The 15,517-nt window shown below is 73.2% G+C and carries 18 protein-coding genes; 10 read left to right on the forward strand and 8 right to left on the reverse strand.

What is annotated here, in order from left to right; all coding sequences use genetic code 11:
- Positions 1–186: 186 nt before the first annotated feature.
- Entirely contained in the window at positions 187–489 is a 303-nt protein-coding gene (locus ACWDNY_RS11025; protein ID WP_451645442.1) for a hypothetical protein, read from the forward strand.
- Between the two features lie 71 nt (positions 490–560).
- Here ACWDNY_RS11025 and ACWDNY_RS11030 read toward each other — a convergent pair whose 3' ends face one another.
- The 3 genes from ACWDNY_RS11030 to ACWDNY_RS11040 all read right to left on the reverse strand — a co-directional run bounded on the left by ACWDNY_RS11030 (position 561) and on the right by ACWDNY_RS11040 (position 2,464).
- On the reverse strand, positions 561–1,280 hold the full coding sequence (locus tag ACWDNY_RS11030) for a DUF1775 domain-containing protein (protein ID WP_451645443.1): 720 nt from the start codon (positions 1,278–1,280) through the stop codon (positions 561–563).
- A 56-nt stretch (positions 1,281–1,336) separates the two neighbouring features.
- On the reverse strand, positions 1,337–1,987 hold the full coding sequence (locus ACWDNY_RS11035) for a hypothetical protein (RefSeq protein ID WP_451645444.1): 651 nt from the start codon (positions 1,985–1,987) through the stop codon (positions 1,337–1,339).
- 156 nt (positions 1,988–2,143) lie between these two features.
- Complete coding sequence (locus ACWDNY_RS11040) at positions 2,144–2,464, reverse strand: hypothetical protein (RefSeq protein ID WP_451645445.1); 321 nt, start codon at positions 2,462–2,464, stop codon at positions 2,144–2,146.
- Positions 2,465–2,600: 136 nt separating this feature from the next.
- On the opposite strand from ACWDNY_RS11040, the gene ACWDNY_RS11045 reads away from it, so the two are divergent.
- Positions 2,601–2,885 carry an acyl-CoA thioesterase gene (locus tag ACWDNY_RS11045; RefSeq protein ID WP_451645446.1) on the forward strand — a complete coding sequence of 95 codons (285 nt, stop codon included), beginning with the start codon at positions 2,601–2,603 and terminating at the stop codon, positions 2,883–2,885.
- Positions 2,886–3,163: 278 nt separating this feature from the next.
- Here ACWDNY_RS11045 and ACWDNY_RS11050 read toward each other — a convergent pair whose 3' ends face one another.
- Together ACWDNY_RS11050 and ACWDNY_RS11055 are read right to left on the reverse strand one after the other, a co-directional pair.
- Complete coding sequence (locus tag ACWDNY_RS11050; protein WP_451645447.1) at positions 3,164–4,159, reverse strand: DUF6397 family protein; 996 nt, start codon at positions 4,157–4,159, stop codon at positions 3,164–3,166.
- A gap of 129 nt (positions 4,160–4,288) precedes the next feature.
- Complete coding sequence (locus ACWDNY_RS11055; protein ID WP_451645448.1) at positions 4,289–4,702, reverse strand: roadblock/LC7 domain-containing protein; 414 nt, start codon at positions 4,700–4,702, stop codon at positions 4,289–4,291.
- Positions 4,703–4,797: 95 nt separating this feature from the next.
- On the opposite strand from ACWDNY_RS11055, the gene ACWDNY_RS11060 reads away from it, so the two are divergent.
- On the forward strand, positions 4,798–5,226 hold the full coding sequence (locus ACWDNY_RS11060) for a PPOX class F420-dependent oxidoreductase (RefSeq protein WP_451645449.1): 429 nt from the start codon (positions 4,798–4,800) through the stop codon (positions 5,224–5,226).
- Positions 5,227–5,336: 110 nt separating this feature from the next.
- Positions 5,337–5,945: a class I SAM-dependent methyltransferase gene (locus tag ACWDNY_RS11065; RefSeq protein WP_451645450.1), complete on the forward strand. Its 609-nt coding sequence runs from the start codon at positions 5,337–5,339 to the stop codon at positions 5,943–5,945.
- Between the two features lie 73 nt (positions 5,946–6,018).
- Here ACWDNY_RS11065 and ACWDNY_RS11070 read toward each other — a convergent pair whose 3' ends face one another.
- Positions 6,019–6,924 (reverse strand): oxygenase MpaB family protein, encoded by a 906-nt coding sequence (locus tag ACWDNY_RS11070; RefSeq protein WP_451645451.1) that lies wholly within the window; start codon positions 6,922–6,924, stop codon positions 6,019–6,021.
- A gap of 100 nt (positions 6,925–7,024) precedes the next feature.
- On the opposite strand from ACWDNY_RS11070, the gene ACWDNY_RS11075 reads away from it, so the two are divergent.
- From ACWDNY_RS11075 to ACWDNY_RS11085, 3 genes are all read left to right on the forward strand, one after another.
- A complete protein-coding gene (locus ACWDNY_RS11075; RefSeq protein ID WP_451645452.1) occupies positions 7,025–7,318 on the forward strand; it encodes a hypothetical protein in 294 nt (97 codons plus the stop codon).
- Between the two features lie 134 nt (positions 7,319–7,452).
- A complete protein-coding gene (locus ACWDNY_RS11080; RefSeq protein WP_451645453.1) occupies positions 7,453–8,295 on the forward strand; it encodes a hypothetical protein in 843 nt (280 codons plus the stop codon).
- A gap of 286 nt (positions 8,296–8,581) precedes the next feature.
- Complete coding sequence (locus ACWDNY_RS11085; protein WP_451645454.1) at positions 8,582–9,970, forward strand: tannase/feruloyl esterase family alpha/beta hydrolase; 1,389 nt, start codon at positions 8,582–8,584, stop codon at positions 9,968–9,970.
- Between the two features lie 4 nt (positions 9,971–9,974).
- Here ACWDNY_RS11085 and ACWDNY_RS11090 read toward each other — a convergent pair whose 3' ends face one another.
- Both ACWDNY_RS11090 and xylA read right to left on the reverse strand, forming a co-directional pair.
- Positions 9,975–10,157, reverse strand: a complete 183-nt coding sequence (locus ACWDNY_RS11090; protein ID WP_073943599.1) for a hypothetical protein — start codon at positions 10,155–10,157, stop codon at positions 9,975–9,977.
- A 204-nt stretch (positions 10,158–10,361) separates the two neighbouring features.
- Positions 10,362–11,528 (reverse strand): xylose isomerase, encoded by a 1,167-nt coding sequence (xylA, locus tag ACWDNY_RS11095; protein WP_451645455.1) that lies wholly within the window; start codon positions 11,526–11,528, stop codon positions 10,362–10,364.
- A gap of 178 nt (positions 11,529–11,706) precedes the next feature.
- Here xylA and xylB point away from each other — a divergent pair, with 178 nt between their 5' ends.
- The 3 genes from xylB to ACWDNY_RS11110 all read left to right on the forward strand — a co-directional run bounded on the left by xylB (position 11,707) and on the right by ACWDNY_RS11110 (position 15,412).
- Positions 11,707–13,152, forward strand: a complete 1,446-nt coding sequence (gene xylB, locus ACWDNY_RS11100; protein ID WP_451645456.1) for a xylulokinase — start codon at positions 11,707–11,709, stop codon at positions 13,150–13,152.
- A 53-nt stretch (positions 13,153–13,205) separates the two neighbouring features.
- The gene (locus ACWDNY_RS11105; RefSeq protein ID WP_451645457.1) at positions 13,206–14,417 is read left to right on the forward strand and encodes an ROK family protein; all 1,212 of its coding nucleotides are present in this window, start codon (positions 13,206–13,208) and stop codon (positions 14,415–14,417) included.
- A 395-nt stretch (positions 14,418–14,812) separates the two neighbouring features.
- Complete coding sequence (locus tag ACWDNY_RS11110; protein ID WP_451645458.1) at positions 14,813–15,412, forward strand: N-acetylmuramoyl-L-alanine amidase; 600 nt, start codon at positions 14,813–14,815, stop codon at positions 15,410–15,412.
- The last annotated feature ends 105 nt before the right edge of the window (positions 15,413–15,517 follow it).

Raw genomic sequence — 15,517 nt, forward strand, 5'->3', positions numbered from 1 at the left:
GGCGTCCGGTGCGTGCTCTCGGCGTGCCGGCCGGACGCCCTCGTACTGGATGTACTCGGGCTTCCGGCCGGTGCGGCGAGAGGGCGTGCCGGGCGCCGCGACGGGGCGAACGTTGCCTGTCGCGGCACTAGCTGCCGGACGGCGAGCAGATCGGCGCCTCGGGGACGTCGTCGCCGTACTTCGTCAATGAGCACACGGTCTGCGCCGAGACCGACGATCAGGCGGCACGGTCGGCGCACCGCGGCCTCGGCGCTGCTGGGGATGTGCGAGGCGGCGCCGTCCGGGGTGGTCGGTGGATCGGCGGCGGCGATGACGGGGCCCGACCCTGCCGAGCGCATCCGCCGTCTGATCGCGGCATCGGCCGCGTCACCGAGCCCGCTCGCCGACGCTCTCGTCTCGGCCCCGGCCGTCGCTTCGTTCGCGTTGCCGGCGGCGCTCGCCCTGGCACCAGCGGTGCTGCTGTTCGGCACGGCACACATGGGTGGGTGAGCCGACCGGCACCGGCCAACGGGACGGCCCGGCCTCTCTGCTGAGGGTCGGCCGGGCCGTCAGACCAAGAACTACTCGGACGCGGCGGTCCGGCGGCGTACGAGATATACAGCGCCGCCCGTCACGACGACCACCGCGAGACCGATGCCTGCCCAGGCACCGGCCGACAACCCGCTGTCGTCGTCCTTCTTCTCAGCCCGTGCGGACGAGGAGGCCGGGGACTCAGCCGCCCCGGGGGTGGGCGACGGTGGGGGCGCCGTCTCCGTCTTACTCGGCGACGGGCTGATCGGCTTCGCGCCGGGTGCGGCGGCCTTCAGTTTCAGAAACGGCGCCGGGTTGTCGCTGTTCTCGTCCAGCTCGATCCAGCGGTCGATGCGACCGTCCTCGTAGGTCTGCAGGGTCTTGAACGGCAGCTCCTTCGCGTCCGGCAGCTGCTTGACAACGATGGAGTACTCGGCGTTGACGCCCTTCTTCACCGCCGGTCCTTCGACGGTGTAGCCGTCGTCGGCGGAGGTGAACTTCCAGCCCTTGGGGCCTTCCCCGTAGGACACGTCGGCGGGCGCGATGCCCTCCGGCAGCACCACGCGCAGCTTGGTGATGCCGGCGGTGTCGGACTCCGACTCGGCCTCGAAGGAGATCTCGACGTTCTCGGCGAGGGCCTGGGCCTTGTCGGACTCCACTTCGACGTGAGCGGAGGCCGGACCAGCGGTGACAAGGAGCGCGGTCGCGGTCGCCGCGGTGACAAGGGTCAGACGGCAGAGCGCACTGTGCTTGATCTTGGTGTGGGACATGGGTGTCTCCAGGCAGGGTGGTGGCGCGGGACGGCGCGAGGGCTGTCCCGGCAAGATCAGGTGGCGTGAGTGAGGCCCGCCCGGGGAGGGCCCCGCCGTACCACCACGTCTGCGAGCACCGTCCCCTTCACGGGCGGGCATTCCAACCAGGGGTGGACGAGCGCCGACGGCGTGGTCTCCGCCGGTGCTGTTCGCTCCGTGAACAGCCTCCCCGCCGTGGCGATACGTGCGCACGCCCCGTCGACGGCGGTCGTCACACCGCGTGCCAGAGACCAGCAGGCGGTGTCCGCCCGGTGCAGGAGCACGGCGACCAGTACGGCCGCTATTGCGTGCACCGCGGTCATCGCCAGCGAATCGTGCACTTGGTCGTGCCAGGCTGTGTGGGTGTCCACGGCGTGATGCGTGTGCCCGGACATGGCCATGGACGACGAAGCGCCCGGATGCTCAGCCATGAGCCACAGGTGCAGGGCTGCCTGTGCGGCGCCGCAGGCCGTCACCACAGCGACGAGCGGGCGGGGTCGTCGCGCACCCACAAGGCCGGCCCCGAAGAGCACCGCGGCCGCCAGCACCGACTGCCGCCAAGGCATCGGCCCTTCGGCAACCAGGTGGTGCACGCTCACCCCGAGCACCGTCCCGATGAGCGCGAACACCGCCGCCCGCAGGACGGGCAGCGGCGCCGGGCGCGTCACTGTACGGAGCTTGGTCATGGCCCGCCCATCATCGGGCATCCTCCGGTCGAAGCGGATGCTGGATCCCTCAAGAGGCGGCTCGTCCGGAAAGCTCTTGATCGCCTGATGCCAGCAGTGCAGGGCCGTACCGTAGCTTCTCATCGGCACCTGGCCGCCGCGGCGGTCACCCTCCTGTCACTCGGCGGCGAACGCCCCCGTCGGCGCGTCGAGACGGCACCGCCATCCTCGCAGCCGTCGCGGGTGGCCAGGCCGCGCCACGGTATTGCGCTGCTTGTAGGCGTCGCGGTCGGAGGCCGGTGGACGGCCGCTGCAGCTGCCGAGTGCGAGCGTGTCGACGATGCCGTCCGTGATCTCGTCGTTGTCCAGGTCCCAGTCCTGCAGAGCCTTGTCAGCGGCGAAGAACGTGAAGAAGTCGTCCCGGCTCTTGTCCGGCGCGAGCTTACGATGCTGGTCCTCCAAGATGCGCTCCAGCAGCCGCTGATCGTTGCTCTGCACCGACACCACGCGAGACCCCCAATCTCCGCAACCGGAACAAAGAGATGTTGGCAGGCTTGCGCGGTCATGAACAGCCCGCGGACGAGAAGCCCGTGCGTCCTCGGCGGTGGCAGGCATCGCCTCAGCAACTTGTCAGATGGACTGGCTACCACCCATAGCACGATGGTGCGCATGGTGTGCTGGGCATGCGTCCAAGCGCTCTCTACACCAGAAACATGCAGGTCGCCGAGCACTCGCGGCTTCCATCTCCGCCCACGCCATGTGGTTCCACCGGCCGTTCCGCGCGGACGAGTGGTTCCTGTACGACCAGGAGTCTCCCGTGGCCACGGGCGGCCGGGGCCTGGCCCGCGGGCGCATCTACGACATGGAGGGACGTCTGCTGGTCTCGGTCGTGCAGGAAGGGCTGTTCCGCGCGCTGTGACCGCGGGCCGCGCCGCCGCAGGTGCGACGGCCCCAGTCCGGCGCCGGGGCGGAAGCAGCGGAACTAATTGCCGCGACAGGCAACGTTCGCCCCGTCGCGACGCCCGGCACGCCCTCTCGCCGCACCGGCCGAAAGGCCAAGTACATCCCGTAAGAGGGCGTCCGGCCGGCACACCTGGAGCACGCATCGGACGCCGCTCCTCGACGGGCAATCGTCGCCTGCCGCGGCACTAGAACCTGCCGGGGCCCCTGCGCGACCGTTCCGACCGATCAGGCCGCTCAAGCCATTCGGACCGTTCGAAGGGTTGGGACCGTTCGGACGCGCCCCGGGTCCGCGCCGCGGCCGAGCGTCCCGCCCGCACCGGGCGCCTTTCGGGGACCGCGTGCCCGCTCGGCGCCCCCGGCGCGGCGCAGGGCGCGTGGTCCGGTTCCCTCGCGGCGACGAGCGGCCCGCGGTGCCGGGCGCGGTGCGGGACGGTGGGCGCGCGCCTTCACCAGCGCCTGTTCCAGATCCGTCCGAAGCCGTTCGATCTCGTCGGGATCATGCGCCGTCATGAGGTGGCCGGCAAGCCGGGCGGCGGGTGACCGCGGTGCGCCCTGCGGGCGCGGCAGGGGCCGGAAGCGATCCAGGTGAGCGCGTTCCCAGGGGTCCTGGACGAGCTCGGCGACCTGAGCCTGCCCGAGCAGCGAGGCCACCACGGCCGCCCGCTCCCACGGGTCGTCGGCCTGCCGGAGCAGGAGAGCCATGTGCCGCCCGCGCCAGTTGCGTGGCCGCAGGTCCAGTCCCGCGTCCAGCTGGCCACGGAGCCCTTCGGGCAGGGGCTCGCCCAGGAGGGGAGCGTGCTGGGCGTCGGCCGCGAACCGCCGCAGGTCCTCGGCAAGGTACCGCCACACCACGGCCCGGTACCGGTTCAGACGGAACGCGACGGGCACGACCGCGCCCAGCCGGGCCAGACGCGTGAACCGCGCCGTCGTCACCTTCAGGAGAGCCGCGCCCTCCTTGGTGCCGACCGTCTCGACCTGTTCGAGCAGGGACTCGGGAAAAGCCGGCTCCGCTCGCAGCCGTTCCACCTCGGCGGGATCGACACGGCGGCTGCCTCCCCCGTCTTGCACGGTGGCGATCAGGCCGAGGAGAACGGCCAGATCGACAGCGCTGCGTTCGAGACCCAGCTCCCGTGCCGCGCGACTCAGGGTGAAGGGTGTCCCCCGCGGAGCCGCAGGAGCGGACTGTTCCGCCGCGAACGTGGTCTGCTGGGTGATGATGTCGCCGGACATGGTCGTCTCCCCCGTGGAGTGTGTGGGGCTCGCGCCGTGTGCGTCCGCCCGGAACACACACCGTAGCCCGGGCGGCACACAGCGCGAGGAGCCTGTGGACAACTCGGCCGAAGGGGGCGAATGCGCAGTTCAGAGGCCTGTGGCCGGACTCTCCCCGGGTCGGCGGGCGTCCACGTCCAAGTGCTCCCCGACCCGGTTGACGAGCAGCGTCATCTCGTAGCCGATCTGGCCTATGTCCGCCTCGGCGCCGCTGAGGACGCACAGGCAGCTCCCGGCGCCGGCCGCCGTGACGAACAGCACCGCGTCGTCGAACTCGACCATCGTCTGGCGCACCCTGCCCGCACCGAAGTGGCGGCCCGATCCCCGGGCCAGGCTGTGCAGCCCGGACGAGACCGCCGCGAGGTGCTCCGCGTCCTCACGACGCAGTCCCGTGCTCGCCCCCGTCACCAGTCCGTCGTTGGACAGCACCAGTGCGTGCCGTACGTCTTCCACCCGTTCGGTCAGGTCGTCGAGCAGCCAGCCGAGTTTCTGGTTCTGCGCCATGATGCGGTCTCCCCGTGTGACGGTCTTCCCCCCTGGCCGGAGGATCTGCCGCCAGCCTTCCCCACGACCGGTGTCGCGGCAAGGAGGATGAGGACATGGCACAGAAGATGACCGACGAGGAATGGCGGGCGTTCGTCACACACGGCACCCGCACCGGAAAGCTGTCCACCGTCCGGGCCGACGGTAGTCCGCACGTGGCACCGATCTGGTTCGTGCTCGACGGGGACGAGGTGGTGTTCAACACCGGTAAGGACACCGTGAAGGGGCGCAACCTGGCCCGTGACGGCCGGGTCGCACTGTGCGTGGACGACGACCGGCCGCCGTTCGACTTCGTGGTGCTGCGGGGCCGGGCCCGGCTCTCGGAGGACCCCGGCGACCTCCGGCACTGGGCCACACGCATCGCCGCCCGCTACGTGGGCGAGGAGCGCGCCGAGGAGTTCGGCGCGCGCAACGGCGTGCCGGGCGAACTGCTCGTCCGGGTCCCGGTCGACAAGGTGCTGGCGCAGAAGGCCGTGGCCGGCTGACGGTGCACCCGCCCGGTCCTTCCGAACCGGCCGGCGACGGATCGGACGGGGCGGGGCGGGGGATGCGCGCGCGGTGCGGGCGTGGGCCCGCTCCGCGCCGGTGCGGGATCATGCGGAACATGAGCGAGGAACGCGAACACGTCAGGGAGTTCTTCACCACCCGCGCCGCCGACTGGGACCGGCGGTTCCCGGACGACGGCCCCGCCTTCGCGGCGGCGGTCGCGCAGATGGGGCTGCGGGAGGGCGACCGTGTTCTGGACGCCGGCTGCGGAACGGGGCGCGCCCTGCCGCCGCTACGCGCCGCCGTCGGCCCGGCGGGAGTCGTCATGGCAGCCGACCTGACCCCGGCCATGCTGGGGGCAGCCGTGCGGGCCGGACGGGATCGTGACGGGTGGCTGCTGCTCGCCGACGTCGGTGCGCTGCCGCTGCCGTCCCGGTCGCTGGACGCGGTGTTCGCCGCGGGGCTCGTCTCGCATCTGCCGCACCCCGTGGAGAACCTGCGCGAGTTGGCCCGCGTGGTGCGTCCGGGCGGCACACTGGCGCTCTTCCACCCGATCGGCCGGGCCGCGCTCGCCGCACGCCAGGGCCGCCGCGTCACGCCCGACGACGTGCGTGCGGAGCCCAACCTGCGCCCACTGCTGTCGAGGTCGGGCTGGCGCATGACCTCCTACGTCGACGAGGACACCCGCTTCCTGGCGCTGGCCGTACGCGAGGCCTGACCGGAGCCGGGCGGATCCCCGGCTCCGCCCGAGGGGCCACGGGGCGGTACTCGGCCCGCTGCGCGCCTCCGGGTCACTCGGGGCTCTCGCCCGCCGATCCTGCGGGGCGCCGCACGGGGCAGCCCCGGACGCCGGGAACGGGCCGGGTGCCGAGGTCGGCCGGCCGGTAGCCGTCCGGGTAGCTCTTGATCTCCCAGTTCTGGCGCGCGAAGTGCGGATCACGCCGCGGCGGCAACAGGCGCACCACGCGCCCCCTGGCTCTCACCGCGCGGCGCACCAGCGTCCTGGTCCGGGTGGGAGGGGACTCGTAGCGGAAGGCTCTGAGCAGCGGTTCGTCGAGCAGGGCGAGGACCGCGGTACGCAGAACGGGCGCCAGAGGGCGCGGGTACCACGAGGTCATGAGGTCGAGCGTGGCGTCGGAGACCCGCCGGGCCTGCTCGTCCCAGCCGAAGTGCGCCCTCTCGTAGGCGTCCAGGCAGGCCTCGAACTCCTCGTAGGTCCCAGGGATGTCCTTGATGCCCATGTGCCGCCCGAGTGTGCGGTAGTGGACGGCCGATGCCACGACCTCGTGCCGGGACAGTCTTCGCCAACCGTAGGCGTCGATCCACCGCTTGGGCATCACCACGAACGTGCAGAGCACGTAGCGCATGTCGTCGTTGCCGATGTCGTAGGCGCGGTGCATCTGGTTGATGCGGCGGATCGCGGTGCGGCCGTGGTCGCTGTCGAAGCCGTGCTCGACGACGGCGTCGAGCAGCAGCGCGGTGTCGTCGTAGCGCTTCTGCGGACGGTCGGTGAGTTCCGCCGTCTCGGCGAGCAGCCGGCCGATGCTCGGCACGGCGTAGGTCCGGTACAGGGCGAACTCCAGGGCACGGGTGAAGTCCCAAGGGAACTCGTACGCCGCGGAGAGCCGGTAGATCTGTGAGGCGTCCGCCACCGGATCCAGCCGGCGGATCGTCCGCAGCCGCTCGTACCTCTTCATCCGCGCTGCCCCCTTCTGCCGCCGGGACTCCAACTCTACGGTGAGTAGCAGCAGATGAGCGATCGGTACCGGACGGTAGGCAGGGTGAGAGGTGGTTCGCATGTTCGGCAGGATCCGTGAGTCCGTCGTCAGAGTCGTCACGTCCCGTCCGGGGGCCGGCGGGAGCCGGGACACCCGCTCGCACAACCTGTTCGAGGCCGCTGCCGCCTACGTGTCGGCCTGCGCGGAGGATGACCAAGAACGGATCGACGAGGCCGCGTCCTGGGTGTCGCCGGAGGCCCTGTCCTTCGGGGTGAACGAACTGGCGCGCCGCGCGGTGGTCACGCTGGCGCGCGAGCGGGGCCGGTCGCCGCGGGCGGTGGCGCGTGAGCTGCTCGGGCTCCCGTCGGCCTGAGCCGCGCCGGACCGAGGTCGTTTCGCCCCCGTCCAGGCGGAAAACTGCAGGTCCGCGTGGTGCGGTGGTCGTGACAACCGCGCTCCCCGCGCACTAGGGTGCGCGCCGTTGGACGAACCGATGGGGAGGCTGGGATGGCCGGGACGGACGAGGAAGCCGTCGCCGCCGCGGACGATGCGCTCTATGTGCTCACGGCGGTACTGCTGACTCCTGCGCAGTTCCCGAGTGTGCTCGGCGACGACTACCCGGAGGCCTGTGCCGCGCTGGGTCTGGCACCGCGCGCCGACGGGTACGGCCTGGTGCTCGGTCAGGACGGTGCCGGTGCGCGATGGACGGTCGTCGTCGACGACGTCTCCCTGGTCGCCGTGGCGATCGCCTCCTGGGACTGCGGCATGGAGTACGACCTCTCGCCCGACGAGCGGTCGGTCGTCGCGGCCCTGCCGGGCTGGCCCCTGGCGGTCGCCGTCGCGGCTCCCGGTGTGCCCGCGCCGCACGATCCCGGCCCGGACGTCGTGGAGGGCCCTCCGCTGTCGCCGCCGGACACGAGCACCTGGGGTCCGGCCCAGCGGCGGCTGGGCGCCGACGAGATCGCGCTGCAGTGGGCGATGTGGCGCGAGCAGATCGACGACACGGCCTTCGCGTCTCCCGGGGAGGCGACGCCGGGGGGCGCCGGCCCGGCGGAGGAGTCCGGCGGGGAGGCCCCCCAGGGGCGCAGCCGTGTACGGCGTGTCCTGGCGGAGGCCCGCGCGTACGTGGACTCGCCTCCGCCGCTGGGGCGCGTCCGCTCGTCCTTCGCCCCGGGCGACGCGCGGACCCTGCGGGCCGACGGCCCCGGCTGGTCGCTGGTGGCCCGCACCGACGACATCGCCTTCGTGCTCCTGGACGAGGAACCCGGTGAGGTGCTGCCGGTCGGCCGGGGCCCGGAGCTGCCCGGCCTGCTGGAGGCGCTCGACAAGCTGGCGGTGCGTCCCAGCTGAGCGGTGGGTGCCGCCGTGTGCGTTCGCCCGCCGGCGGCGTCCCGTCGCAGGCCGCCGACGGAACCCGGCACGGGCGGCTCCGCCGAGCTCCGGTGCGTCGGGCCGCGTACTGCGGGACGGGGAGAGGGGGTTGTTCCTCCACGTATGTCTCGGGTCACCATCTGGCGTGGTTCCTCGGTGTGGTGCCGGCCCATGGTTGCCCGGGGCGCCGACCCGCACGATGGGGCGGTTCCGGGCTCCACCGGCCCGTGTTCTCCCTGCCGCCCCATCGCGCTCCGGAGGCTCCATGCGCCTGTCCCGCAGTGTTCCCTTGCTGGCCGCCGCCCTCGTGACGGCCGCTGCCGCCCTCTGGCCGTCGTCCGCCGGTGCCGCGCCGGACGGTGCCGCCGCCTGCCCACGGCGGGCGATCCCCGAGGTGCCGGGCGCGGCCTTCCAGCAGAGCGCCTGCCTGGCTGATCTGACCACCACGGGGCTCGCCGGCACCCCGTACACGGACACCGCCGACCAGGCGGGGCTCACCGCCCAGGCGACCCGGACGCCGTCGGGGGTGCCGGGGGCTCAGATCGACGGTTACTTCCCCGACTCCTCGCACTTCAACAACACACACGGCTGGCGTCACGACGCCCAGTTCGTCATCCGGCTCCCGGACCGCTGGAACGGCGGCCTGGTGGTCACCGGCGCCCCGGGCACGCGCAAGCAGTACGCCACCGACAAGGCGATCTCGGACCAGGTGCTGGCGCGCGGGTACGCCTACGCCGCCACCGACAAGGGCAACAGCGGGACCGACTTCTACCGCGACGGCAACCGGCCCGGTGACGCCATCGCCGAGTGGAACGCGAGGACGACCCAGCTGACGCGGGCGGCCCAGCGCGTGGTCGCCCGGCATTACGGCCACGCCCCGCGCCGGACGTACATGACGGGGATCTCCAACGGCGGCTACCTCACGCGCTGGCAGCTGGAGCACCATCCGGAGCTGTACGACGGCGGCGTGGACTGGGAGGGCGCCCTGTGGACCGCCGACGGGCCGAACCTGCTGACCTCGCTGCCCACGGCGGTCGCGCGGACGCTCGGCTCGGCGACCGACGAGGACATGTACGCCGTGGGTTTCGCGCCCGGCTCCGAATTCCTGTGGCCGTACCACGGGCACGCGTACTGGGGCGTCACCCAGAAGACCTACCGCGCCGAGTTCGACCCGGGGTACGACCCGGACTGCCCCGGTGCCTCGGCGGGGACGACGGTGGAGCAGATCCTCGCCCCCTGCTCCTCGGACTCGGGGTACGACTACGCCGCCCGGCCGGCGTCGGTGCACCGCGCCGTGGCCCGCGTGGCGCTGACCGGCCGGATCGGCAAGCCCCTGATCACGCTCCACGGTGACCTGGACACGCTGCTGCCGAAGGCTGCGGACTCGGACGTGTACGCACGCATGATCGACGCCCGGGGACGGGGCCGCTTCCACCGCTTCTACACGGTCGAGGGCGGCACACACGTCGACGGGCTGTACGACACGTATCCGGACCGGTTGCGGCCGATCCTGCCGTGCTACCGGTCGGCTTTCGACACGCTCGTGGCCTGGGTGGAGCGCGGCGTGCGCCCGCCCGCGGACCGGACCGTCGGCAGGCCCGCGGACGGCGACGTGGTCGACTCCTGTTCTCTGACCGGTGGCGCTGGGCGGTAGTCCCTCAGCGGCCCAGCTCCTTGCGGGTGACGCGGCGCAGTCTGCGCCGCTGCGAGGGGTCCAGCGCGAGGTAGGCGGCGGCCGGGACGCCCAGGACTATCAGCAGGGCGGCCCACCAGGGCAGCCAGATCAGCAGGATGAGCCCGGCCGCCACGCCTCCCGCGGCGATCTTCGCGTTCTTCGACATCTGTCGCCTCCTCAGCGGCCGCTGCCGCTCTCTGTCGTGAGAACGGCCCCGCGCTTCCGGCGGTTCCTGGTGGCGACCCTGATCCGTCCCTGAGACCCGCCCCTACGGGACGGAGGTGTCTCCGACACGCGCGCCGGGCGGGGCGGGACACCGACGCGCGCGTGCCGGACGAGGCCGGCACGCGCTCCGGTCCGCGGGGCCGGGTCAGCCGCGCGCCGCCAGCAGGTGGTCCATCGCGAGCTGGTCGAGCCGCTCGAAGGCCATCCCGCGTGCGGCGGCGGCGTCGACGTCGAAGTCCTCGAAGGCGGTGCGGTCCGCCAGCAGTGCCTGCAGGCCGTCCGCCGCGGTGGGCTCGGCGAGCTGGTCCAGCCGGGCGGCGCGCAGGGCCTCCTGGACCTCCGGGTCGGCGCGGAAGGCGGCCGCGCGCTCCTTGAGGATGAGGTAGTTGCGCATGCAGCCGGCCGCCGACGCCCACACGCCGTCCAGGTCCTCGGTCCGCGGCGGCTTGAAGTCGAAGTGGCGAGGCCCCTCGTAACCGGCGCTCTCCAGCAGGTCCACCAGCCAGAAGGCGGCCCGCAGGTCGCCGGCGCCGAAGCGCAGGTCCTGGTCGTACTTGATGCCGGACTGGCCGTTGAGGTCGATGTGGAAGAGCTTGCCCGCCCACAGGGCCTGGGCGATGCCGTGCGGGAAGTTCAGCCCGGCCATCTGCTCGTGGCCGACCTCCGGGTTGACCCCGTACAGCTCGGGGCGCTCCAGGCGCTCGATGAACGCCAGCGCGTGGCCGACGGTGGGCAGGAGGATGTCGCCGCGCGGCTCGTTGGGCTTGGGCTCGATGGCGAAGCGCAGGTCGTAGCCCTGGGAGACGACGTACTCGCCGAGGAGGTCGAAGGCCTCCTTCATCCGGTCGAGAGCGGCGCGCACGTCCTTGGCGGCGCCCGACTCGGCCCCCTCGCGGCCGCCCCAGGCCACGTACGTCTTCGCGCCCAGTTCGGCCGCAAGGTCGATGTTGCGGATCGTCTTGCGCAGGGCGTAGCGGCGCACGTCGCGGTCGTTGGCGGTGAACGCGCCGTCCTTGAACACGGGGTGCGTGAAGAGGTTGGTGGTGGCCATCGGCACGGTCATGCCGGTGGCGTCCAGCGCCTGACGGAAGCGCTTGACGTGCGACTCACGCTCGGTGTCGGAGGACCCGAAGGGGATCAGGTCGTCGTCGTGGAAGGTGACGCCGTGGGCTCCGAGTCCGGCCAGGCGCTGCACCGTCTCGACCGGGTCGAGGGCGCGGCGCGTGGCGTCGCCGAACGGGTCCCGTCCCTGCCAGCCGACGGTCCACAGGCCGAAGGTGAACTTGTCCTCGGGGGTGGGCTGGTAGCTCATGCCGCGGCTCCTTGCTCGGGTGCGACTATTTCGTCATGGCGGTTTACAAATTAGTATGCGGACGCTTCCCTGGGAAGGGACACGATGCCCCCGACCGGGTCCGCGCCCGCACACCACGCGCCGGACGCGGTGAAACACCAGGTCGGTACCCCGCCAGCCGCGTAAGAGGGAGAGCCTGATGTCAGGAGCCGAGGGTCCGTTCGTCGTCGGTGTGGACTCGTCCACCCAGTCCACCAAGGCGCTCGTCGTCGACGCGGCCACCGGACGGGTCGTGGCGAGCGGCCAGGCACCGCACAGCGTCACCTCGGGGGCCGGCCGCGAGAGCGACCCGCGGCAGTGGTGGGAGGCCCTGTGCGAGGCGCTGCACCAGTGCGGGGACGCGGCGCACCAGGCCGCCGCCGTGTCGATCGGCGGCCAGCAGCACGGACTCGTCACCCTGGACGCCGGCGGCGAGCCCGTACGGCCCGCCCTGCTGTGGAACGACGTGCGTTCGGCTGCGCAGGCCCGCCGGCTCGTCGAGGAACTGGGCGGCCCGAAGGCGTGGGCGGAGCGCACCGGAAGTGTGCCCGGCGCGTCCTTCACGGTCACGAAGTGGGCATGGCTGGCGGAGAACGAGCCGGAGGCGGCGCGCGCCACGGCGGCCGTACGGCTTCCGCACGACTACCTCACCGAGCGGCTGACGGGCCTCGGCACCACCGACCGCGGGGACGCCTCGGGAACGGGCTGGTGGGCCTCGGCGACGGAGGCCTACGACGAGGACATCCTCGGCCTGGTGGGGCTGGACGCCTCGCTGCTGCCCCGCGTGGTGCGCCCCGGCGAGGTGGCGGGAACCGTGCGCGGCAGCCACGACCTGCCGTTCTCCAAGGGCACGCTGGTCGCACCCGGCACCGGGGACAACGCCGCGGCGGCGCTGGGCCTCGGTCTGCGACCCGGCACGCCCGTGCTGAGTCTCGGCACGTCGGGCACGGTGTACGCGGTGTCCACGCACCGCCCCGCCGACCCGTCCGGCACGGTCGCCGGCTTCGCCGACGCGCGCGGCGACTGGCTGCCCCTGGCGTGCACACTGAACTGCACCCTCGCCGTCGACCGGGTGGCGGCGCTGCTGGGCCTGGACCGGGACGCCGTCGAACCCGGCACCACCGTCACCCTGCTCCCCTACCTGGACGGGGAACGCACCCCGAACCTGCCGAACGCCTCCGGGCTGCTGCACGGGCTGCGCCACGACACGACCGCGGGTCAGCTGCTGCAGGCCGCGTACGACGGCGCCGTGCACTCCCTGCTCGGCGCGCTCGACCTCGTGCTCGACCAGGAGGCGGACCGCGACACGCCCCTGCTGCTCATCGGCGGCGGCGCCCGGGGCACGGCGTGGCAGCAGACCGTGCGGCGGCTGTCGGGACGGCCGGTGCGGGTGCCGGCGGCCGGGGAACTGGTCGCCCTCGGCGCCGCGGCGCAGGCGGCGGGCCTGCTGACCGAAGAGGACCCGGCCGCGGTCGCCCGCCGCTGGAAGACCGCCGAGGGTCCGGTGCTGGAGGCGGTGGAGCGGGACGAGGCGGCGCTGGCGAGGATCGCCGGGGTACTCTCCGACGCGGCCCCGCTGCTGGAGCGGGGCACGGACACCCGCTGACGAGGGCCGGACGGACTTCCGCCGGCCACGCCGACCGAGGACGGACGGAGGGCATGACCGCACCGCTGCACCAGGCCCGCGCGGCCGCCGATCCCGGGCGCGCGCTGCCGGACAACCAGCAGGGCATGCGCCGCCGCAACCTCGGCCGCGTCCTGCACACCGTCAGCGCCGAGGGGCCGCTGTCCCGGGCCGCGGTCGCCTCGCGCATCGGCCTGACCCGCGCGGCGGTGTCCACCCTCGTCGACGAGCTCATCCGCTCAGGCCTGCTGGAGGAACTGGGACCCGAGCGCCCCGGCCGGGTGGGCCGGCCGGGTTCGGCACTCGCCGTCAGCGGGCGCGGCCCGGCCGGGATCGGCGCCGAGGTCGGCGTGGACCACCTGACGGCCTGCGTGGTCGACCTGCGCGGGCGGGTGCGGGCGCGGGCCGTGCGCCGCGGTACGAACCGGGACCGCGCTCCCGGACCGGTGACCCGGCAGCTCACCGCACTCATCCGCGAGGTGGTCGCCGACGCCGAGCAGCAGGGCCTGTGGGCGGCGGGACTCGCCCTCGCCGTCCCCGGCCTGATCGCACGGGACGGCCGGACCGTGGTCAGCGCGCCCAACCTCGGCTGGCACGACGTCGACCTCGGGGCCCTGCTGCCCGCCGAGTTCCCACTGACCGTGGACAACGAGGCCAACTTCGGCGGGCTCGCCGAACTCTGGCTCGGCGAGGGCACGCCGCGCGACTTCCTGCACGTGTCGGCGGAGATCGGCATCGGTGCGGCGGTCGTGGTGGACGGGCGGCTGCTGCGCGGAACGCGCGGCTTCGCGGGCGAGCTGGGACATGTCCCGGTCGAGCCGGACGGGCCCGCGTGCCCGTGCGGCGGGCGCGGGTGCCTGGAGCAGTACGCGGGTGAGGAGGCCGTGCTCCGGGCGGCCGGCCTGGAGGCGGGCGGGGAGCGGGTCGGACTCCTTGCCGCACGCGCCGCCGCGGGCGACCAGGCCGTACGGCGTGCCCTGCGCGACGCGGGCACGGCGTTCGGCGTCGCGCTGACCGGGGCCGTCAACCTGCTCGACCCCGAGACCGTCGTACTGGGCGGTGCGCTGTCCCGGCTCGCGCCCTGGCTCCTGCCGTCGCTGGAGGCCGAACTGGCCCGGCGCACCGCGGGCCCGGCCTGCCCGGTCGCCGTCTCCCGGCTGGGCCCCGAGGGCCCTCTCCTGGGGGCCGCGCACTCGGTGGTGCGCGCGGTGCTGGACGATCCGGCGGCTGTGGCCGAACGGGCCTGACAGGGCCCGCTCTTCACCCGCCCGGGTGGCGGGGTTGTCCACAACCGCACGGCCGTCCACCGAACCCTGCCGCACTCTCCTGCCCGGTGCCCGGGCGCCGTACCGTGATGCACGCGGGGCGCAGCCGCCGTCCCGGGTCCGGCCGGGCCGGGACGGCGGCAGGTGTGTCCTCCTGACGCACGGCCTGTCAGGGATCCCTCCGGGCGGCCGCGTCGGCCAACACGTGCGACATGCCGCGTGCGCGTGGCCAGGCTCCACTGGGAGCCGCCGCCCGTGCGCGACACTCACCGCGGACCGCACGCAGAGCGCACGCGGACCGCGCGGTACGGCTGCCGCTCGCCGCACCGGGCGCTGCGGTGAGCCGACGACGACCACCTCCAAGAAAGGCCACGCCCATGGACCGGACCCAGTACTCCGCCGGGAGACGGCGGTTCCTGAAGGGCGCGGCCCTGGCCGCGGTGCCCTACGCGTTACTCCCCGCCGCCGGGGCAGGTGCGCTGACGCGGTCCGACGACTACCCGCCCGCCGAGTGGCAGCCGGCCGGCAGCTCCAACTACACGGTGTCCAGCCGTCCCGCCACCTACGCCATCGACCGGATCGTCATCCACGTCACGCAGGAGACCTATGCCGACACCCTGGCCATCTTCCGGGACCCGCTGAAGGCGGTGTCCGCCCACTACGTCGTCCGGTCGGCCGACGGGCACGTCGCGCAGTGCGTCCGCGAGGCGAACGTCGCCTGGCACGCGGGCAACTGGACCTACAACACCCGCAGCATCGGCATCGAGCACGAGGGCTGGGTGGACCGGCCCGCCTACTTCACCGACGCCCTGTACGAGCAGTCGGCCCGAGTGACAGCGGCCGTCTGCGACAAGTACCGCATCCCCAAGGACCGCGCCCACATCATCGGCCACCACGAGGTGCCGGGCACGGACCACACCGATCCCGGACCGAACTGGGACTGGGTCCGCTACATCAGGCTCGTCAACTTCGCCTGACGGCCACGGGCCGGGGCCCGGACCGCGCATCCGCGGGTGACCACCGTCGAAGAGGTTGTCGGCGCGCACACCCGGAGTGACGATGTCCCCAGCCGCATCACCGTC

The sequence above is a fragment of the Streptomyces sp. NPDC003697 genome (genome assembly GCF_053587115.1).

What these genes read in the sequence shown, in the direction of transcription:
- ACWDNY_RS11025 (WP_451645442.1), top strand. Translation starts at nt 187, where the DNA reads ATGAGCACACGGTCTGCGCCGAGACCGACGATCAGGCGGCACGGTCGG.
- ACWDNY_RS11030 (WP_451645443.1), bottom strand. Translation starts at nt 1,280, where the DNA reads ATGTCCCACACCAAGATCAAGCACAGTGCGCTCTGCCGTCTGACCCTT.
- ACWDNY_RS11035 (WP_451645444.1), bottom strand. Translation starts at nt 1,987, where the DNA reads ATGACCAAGCTCCGTACAGTGACGCGCCCGGCGCCGCTGCCCGTCCTG.
- ACWDNY_RS11045 (WP_451645446.1), top strand. Translation starts at nt 2,601, where the DNA reads ATGGACTGGCTACCACCCATAGCACGATGGTGCGCATGGTGTGCTGGG.
- ACWDNY_RS11050 (WP_451645447.1), bottom strand. Translation starts at nt 4,159, where the DNA reads ATGTCCGGCGACATCATCACCCAGCAGACCACGTTCGCGGCGGAACAG.
- ACWDNY_RS11055 (WP_451645448.1), bottom strand. Translation starts at nt 4,702, where the DNA reads ATGGCGCAGAACCAGAAACTCGGCTGGCTGCTCGACGACCTGACCGAA.
- ACWDNY_RS11060 (WP_451645449.1), top strand. Translation starts at nt 4,798, where the DNA reads ATGGCACAGAAGATGACCGACGAGGAATGGCGGGCGTTCGTCACACAC.
- ACWDNY_RS11065 (WP_451645450.1), top strand. Translation starts at nt 5,337, where the DNA reads ATGCGGAACATGAGCGAGGAACGCGAACACGTCAGGGAGTTCTTCACC.
- ACWDNY_RS11070 (WP_451645451.1), bottom strand. Translation starts at nt 6,924, where the DNA reads ATGAAGAGGTACGAGCGGCTGCGGACGATCCGCCGGCTGGATCCGGTG.
- ACWDNY_RS11075 (WP_451645452.1), top strand. Translation starts at nt 7,025, where the DNA reads ATGTTCGGCAGGATCCGTGAGTCCGTCGTCAGAGTCGTCACGTCCCGT.
- ACWDNY_RS11080 (WP_451645453.1), top strand. Translation starts at nt 7,453, where the DNA reads ATGGCCGGGACGGACGAGGAAGCCGTCGCCGCCGCGGACGATGCGCTC.
- ACWDNY_RS11085 (WP_451645454.1), top strand. Translation starts at nt 8,582, where the DNA reads ATGCGCCTGTCCCGCAGTGTTCCCTTGCTGGCCGCCGCCCTCGTGACG.
- ACWDNY_RS11090 (WP_073943599.1), bottom strand. Translation starts at nt 10,157, where the DNA reads ATGTCGAAGAACGCGAAGATCGCCGCGGGAGGCGTGGCGGCCGGGCTC.
- xylA (WP_451645455.1), bottom strand. Translation starts at nt 11,528, where the DNA reads ATGAGCTACCAGCCCACCCCCGAGGACAAGTTCACCTTCGGCCTGTGG.
- xylB (WP_451645456.1), top strand. Translation starts at nt 11,707, where the DNA reads ATGTCAGGAGCCGAGGGTCCGTTCGTCGTCGGTGTGGACTCGTCCACC.
- ACWDNY_RS11105 (WP_451645457.1), top strand. Translation starts at nt 13,206, where the DNA reads ATGACCGCACCGCTGCACCAGGCCCGCGCGGCCGCCGATCCCGGGCGC.
- ACWDNY_RS11110 (WP_451645458.1), top strand. Translation starts at nt 14,813, where the DNA reads ATGGACCGGACCCAGTACTCCGCCGGGAGACGGCGGTTCCTGAAGGGC.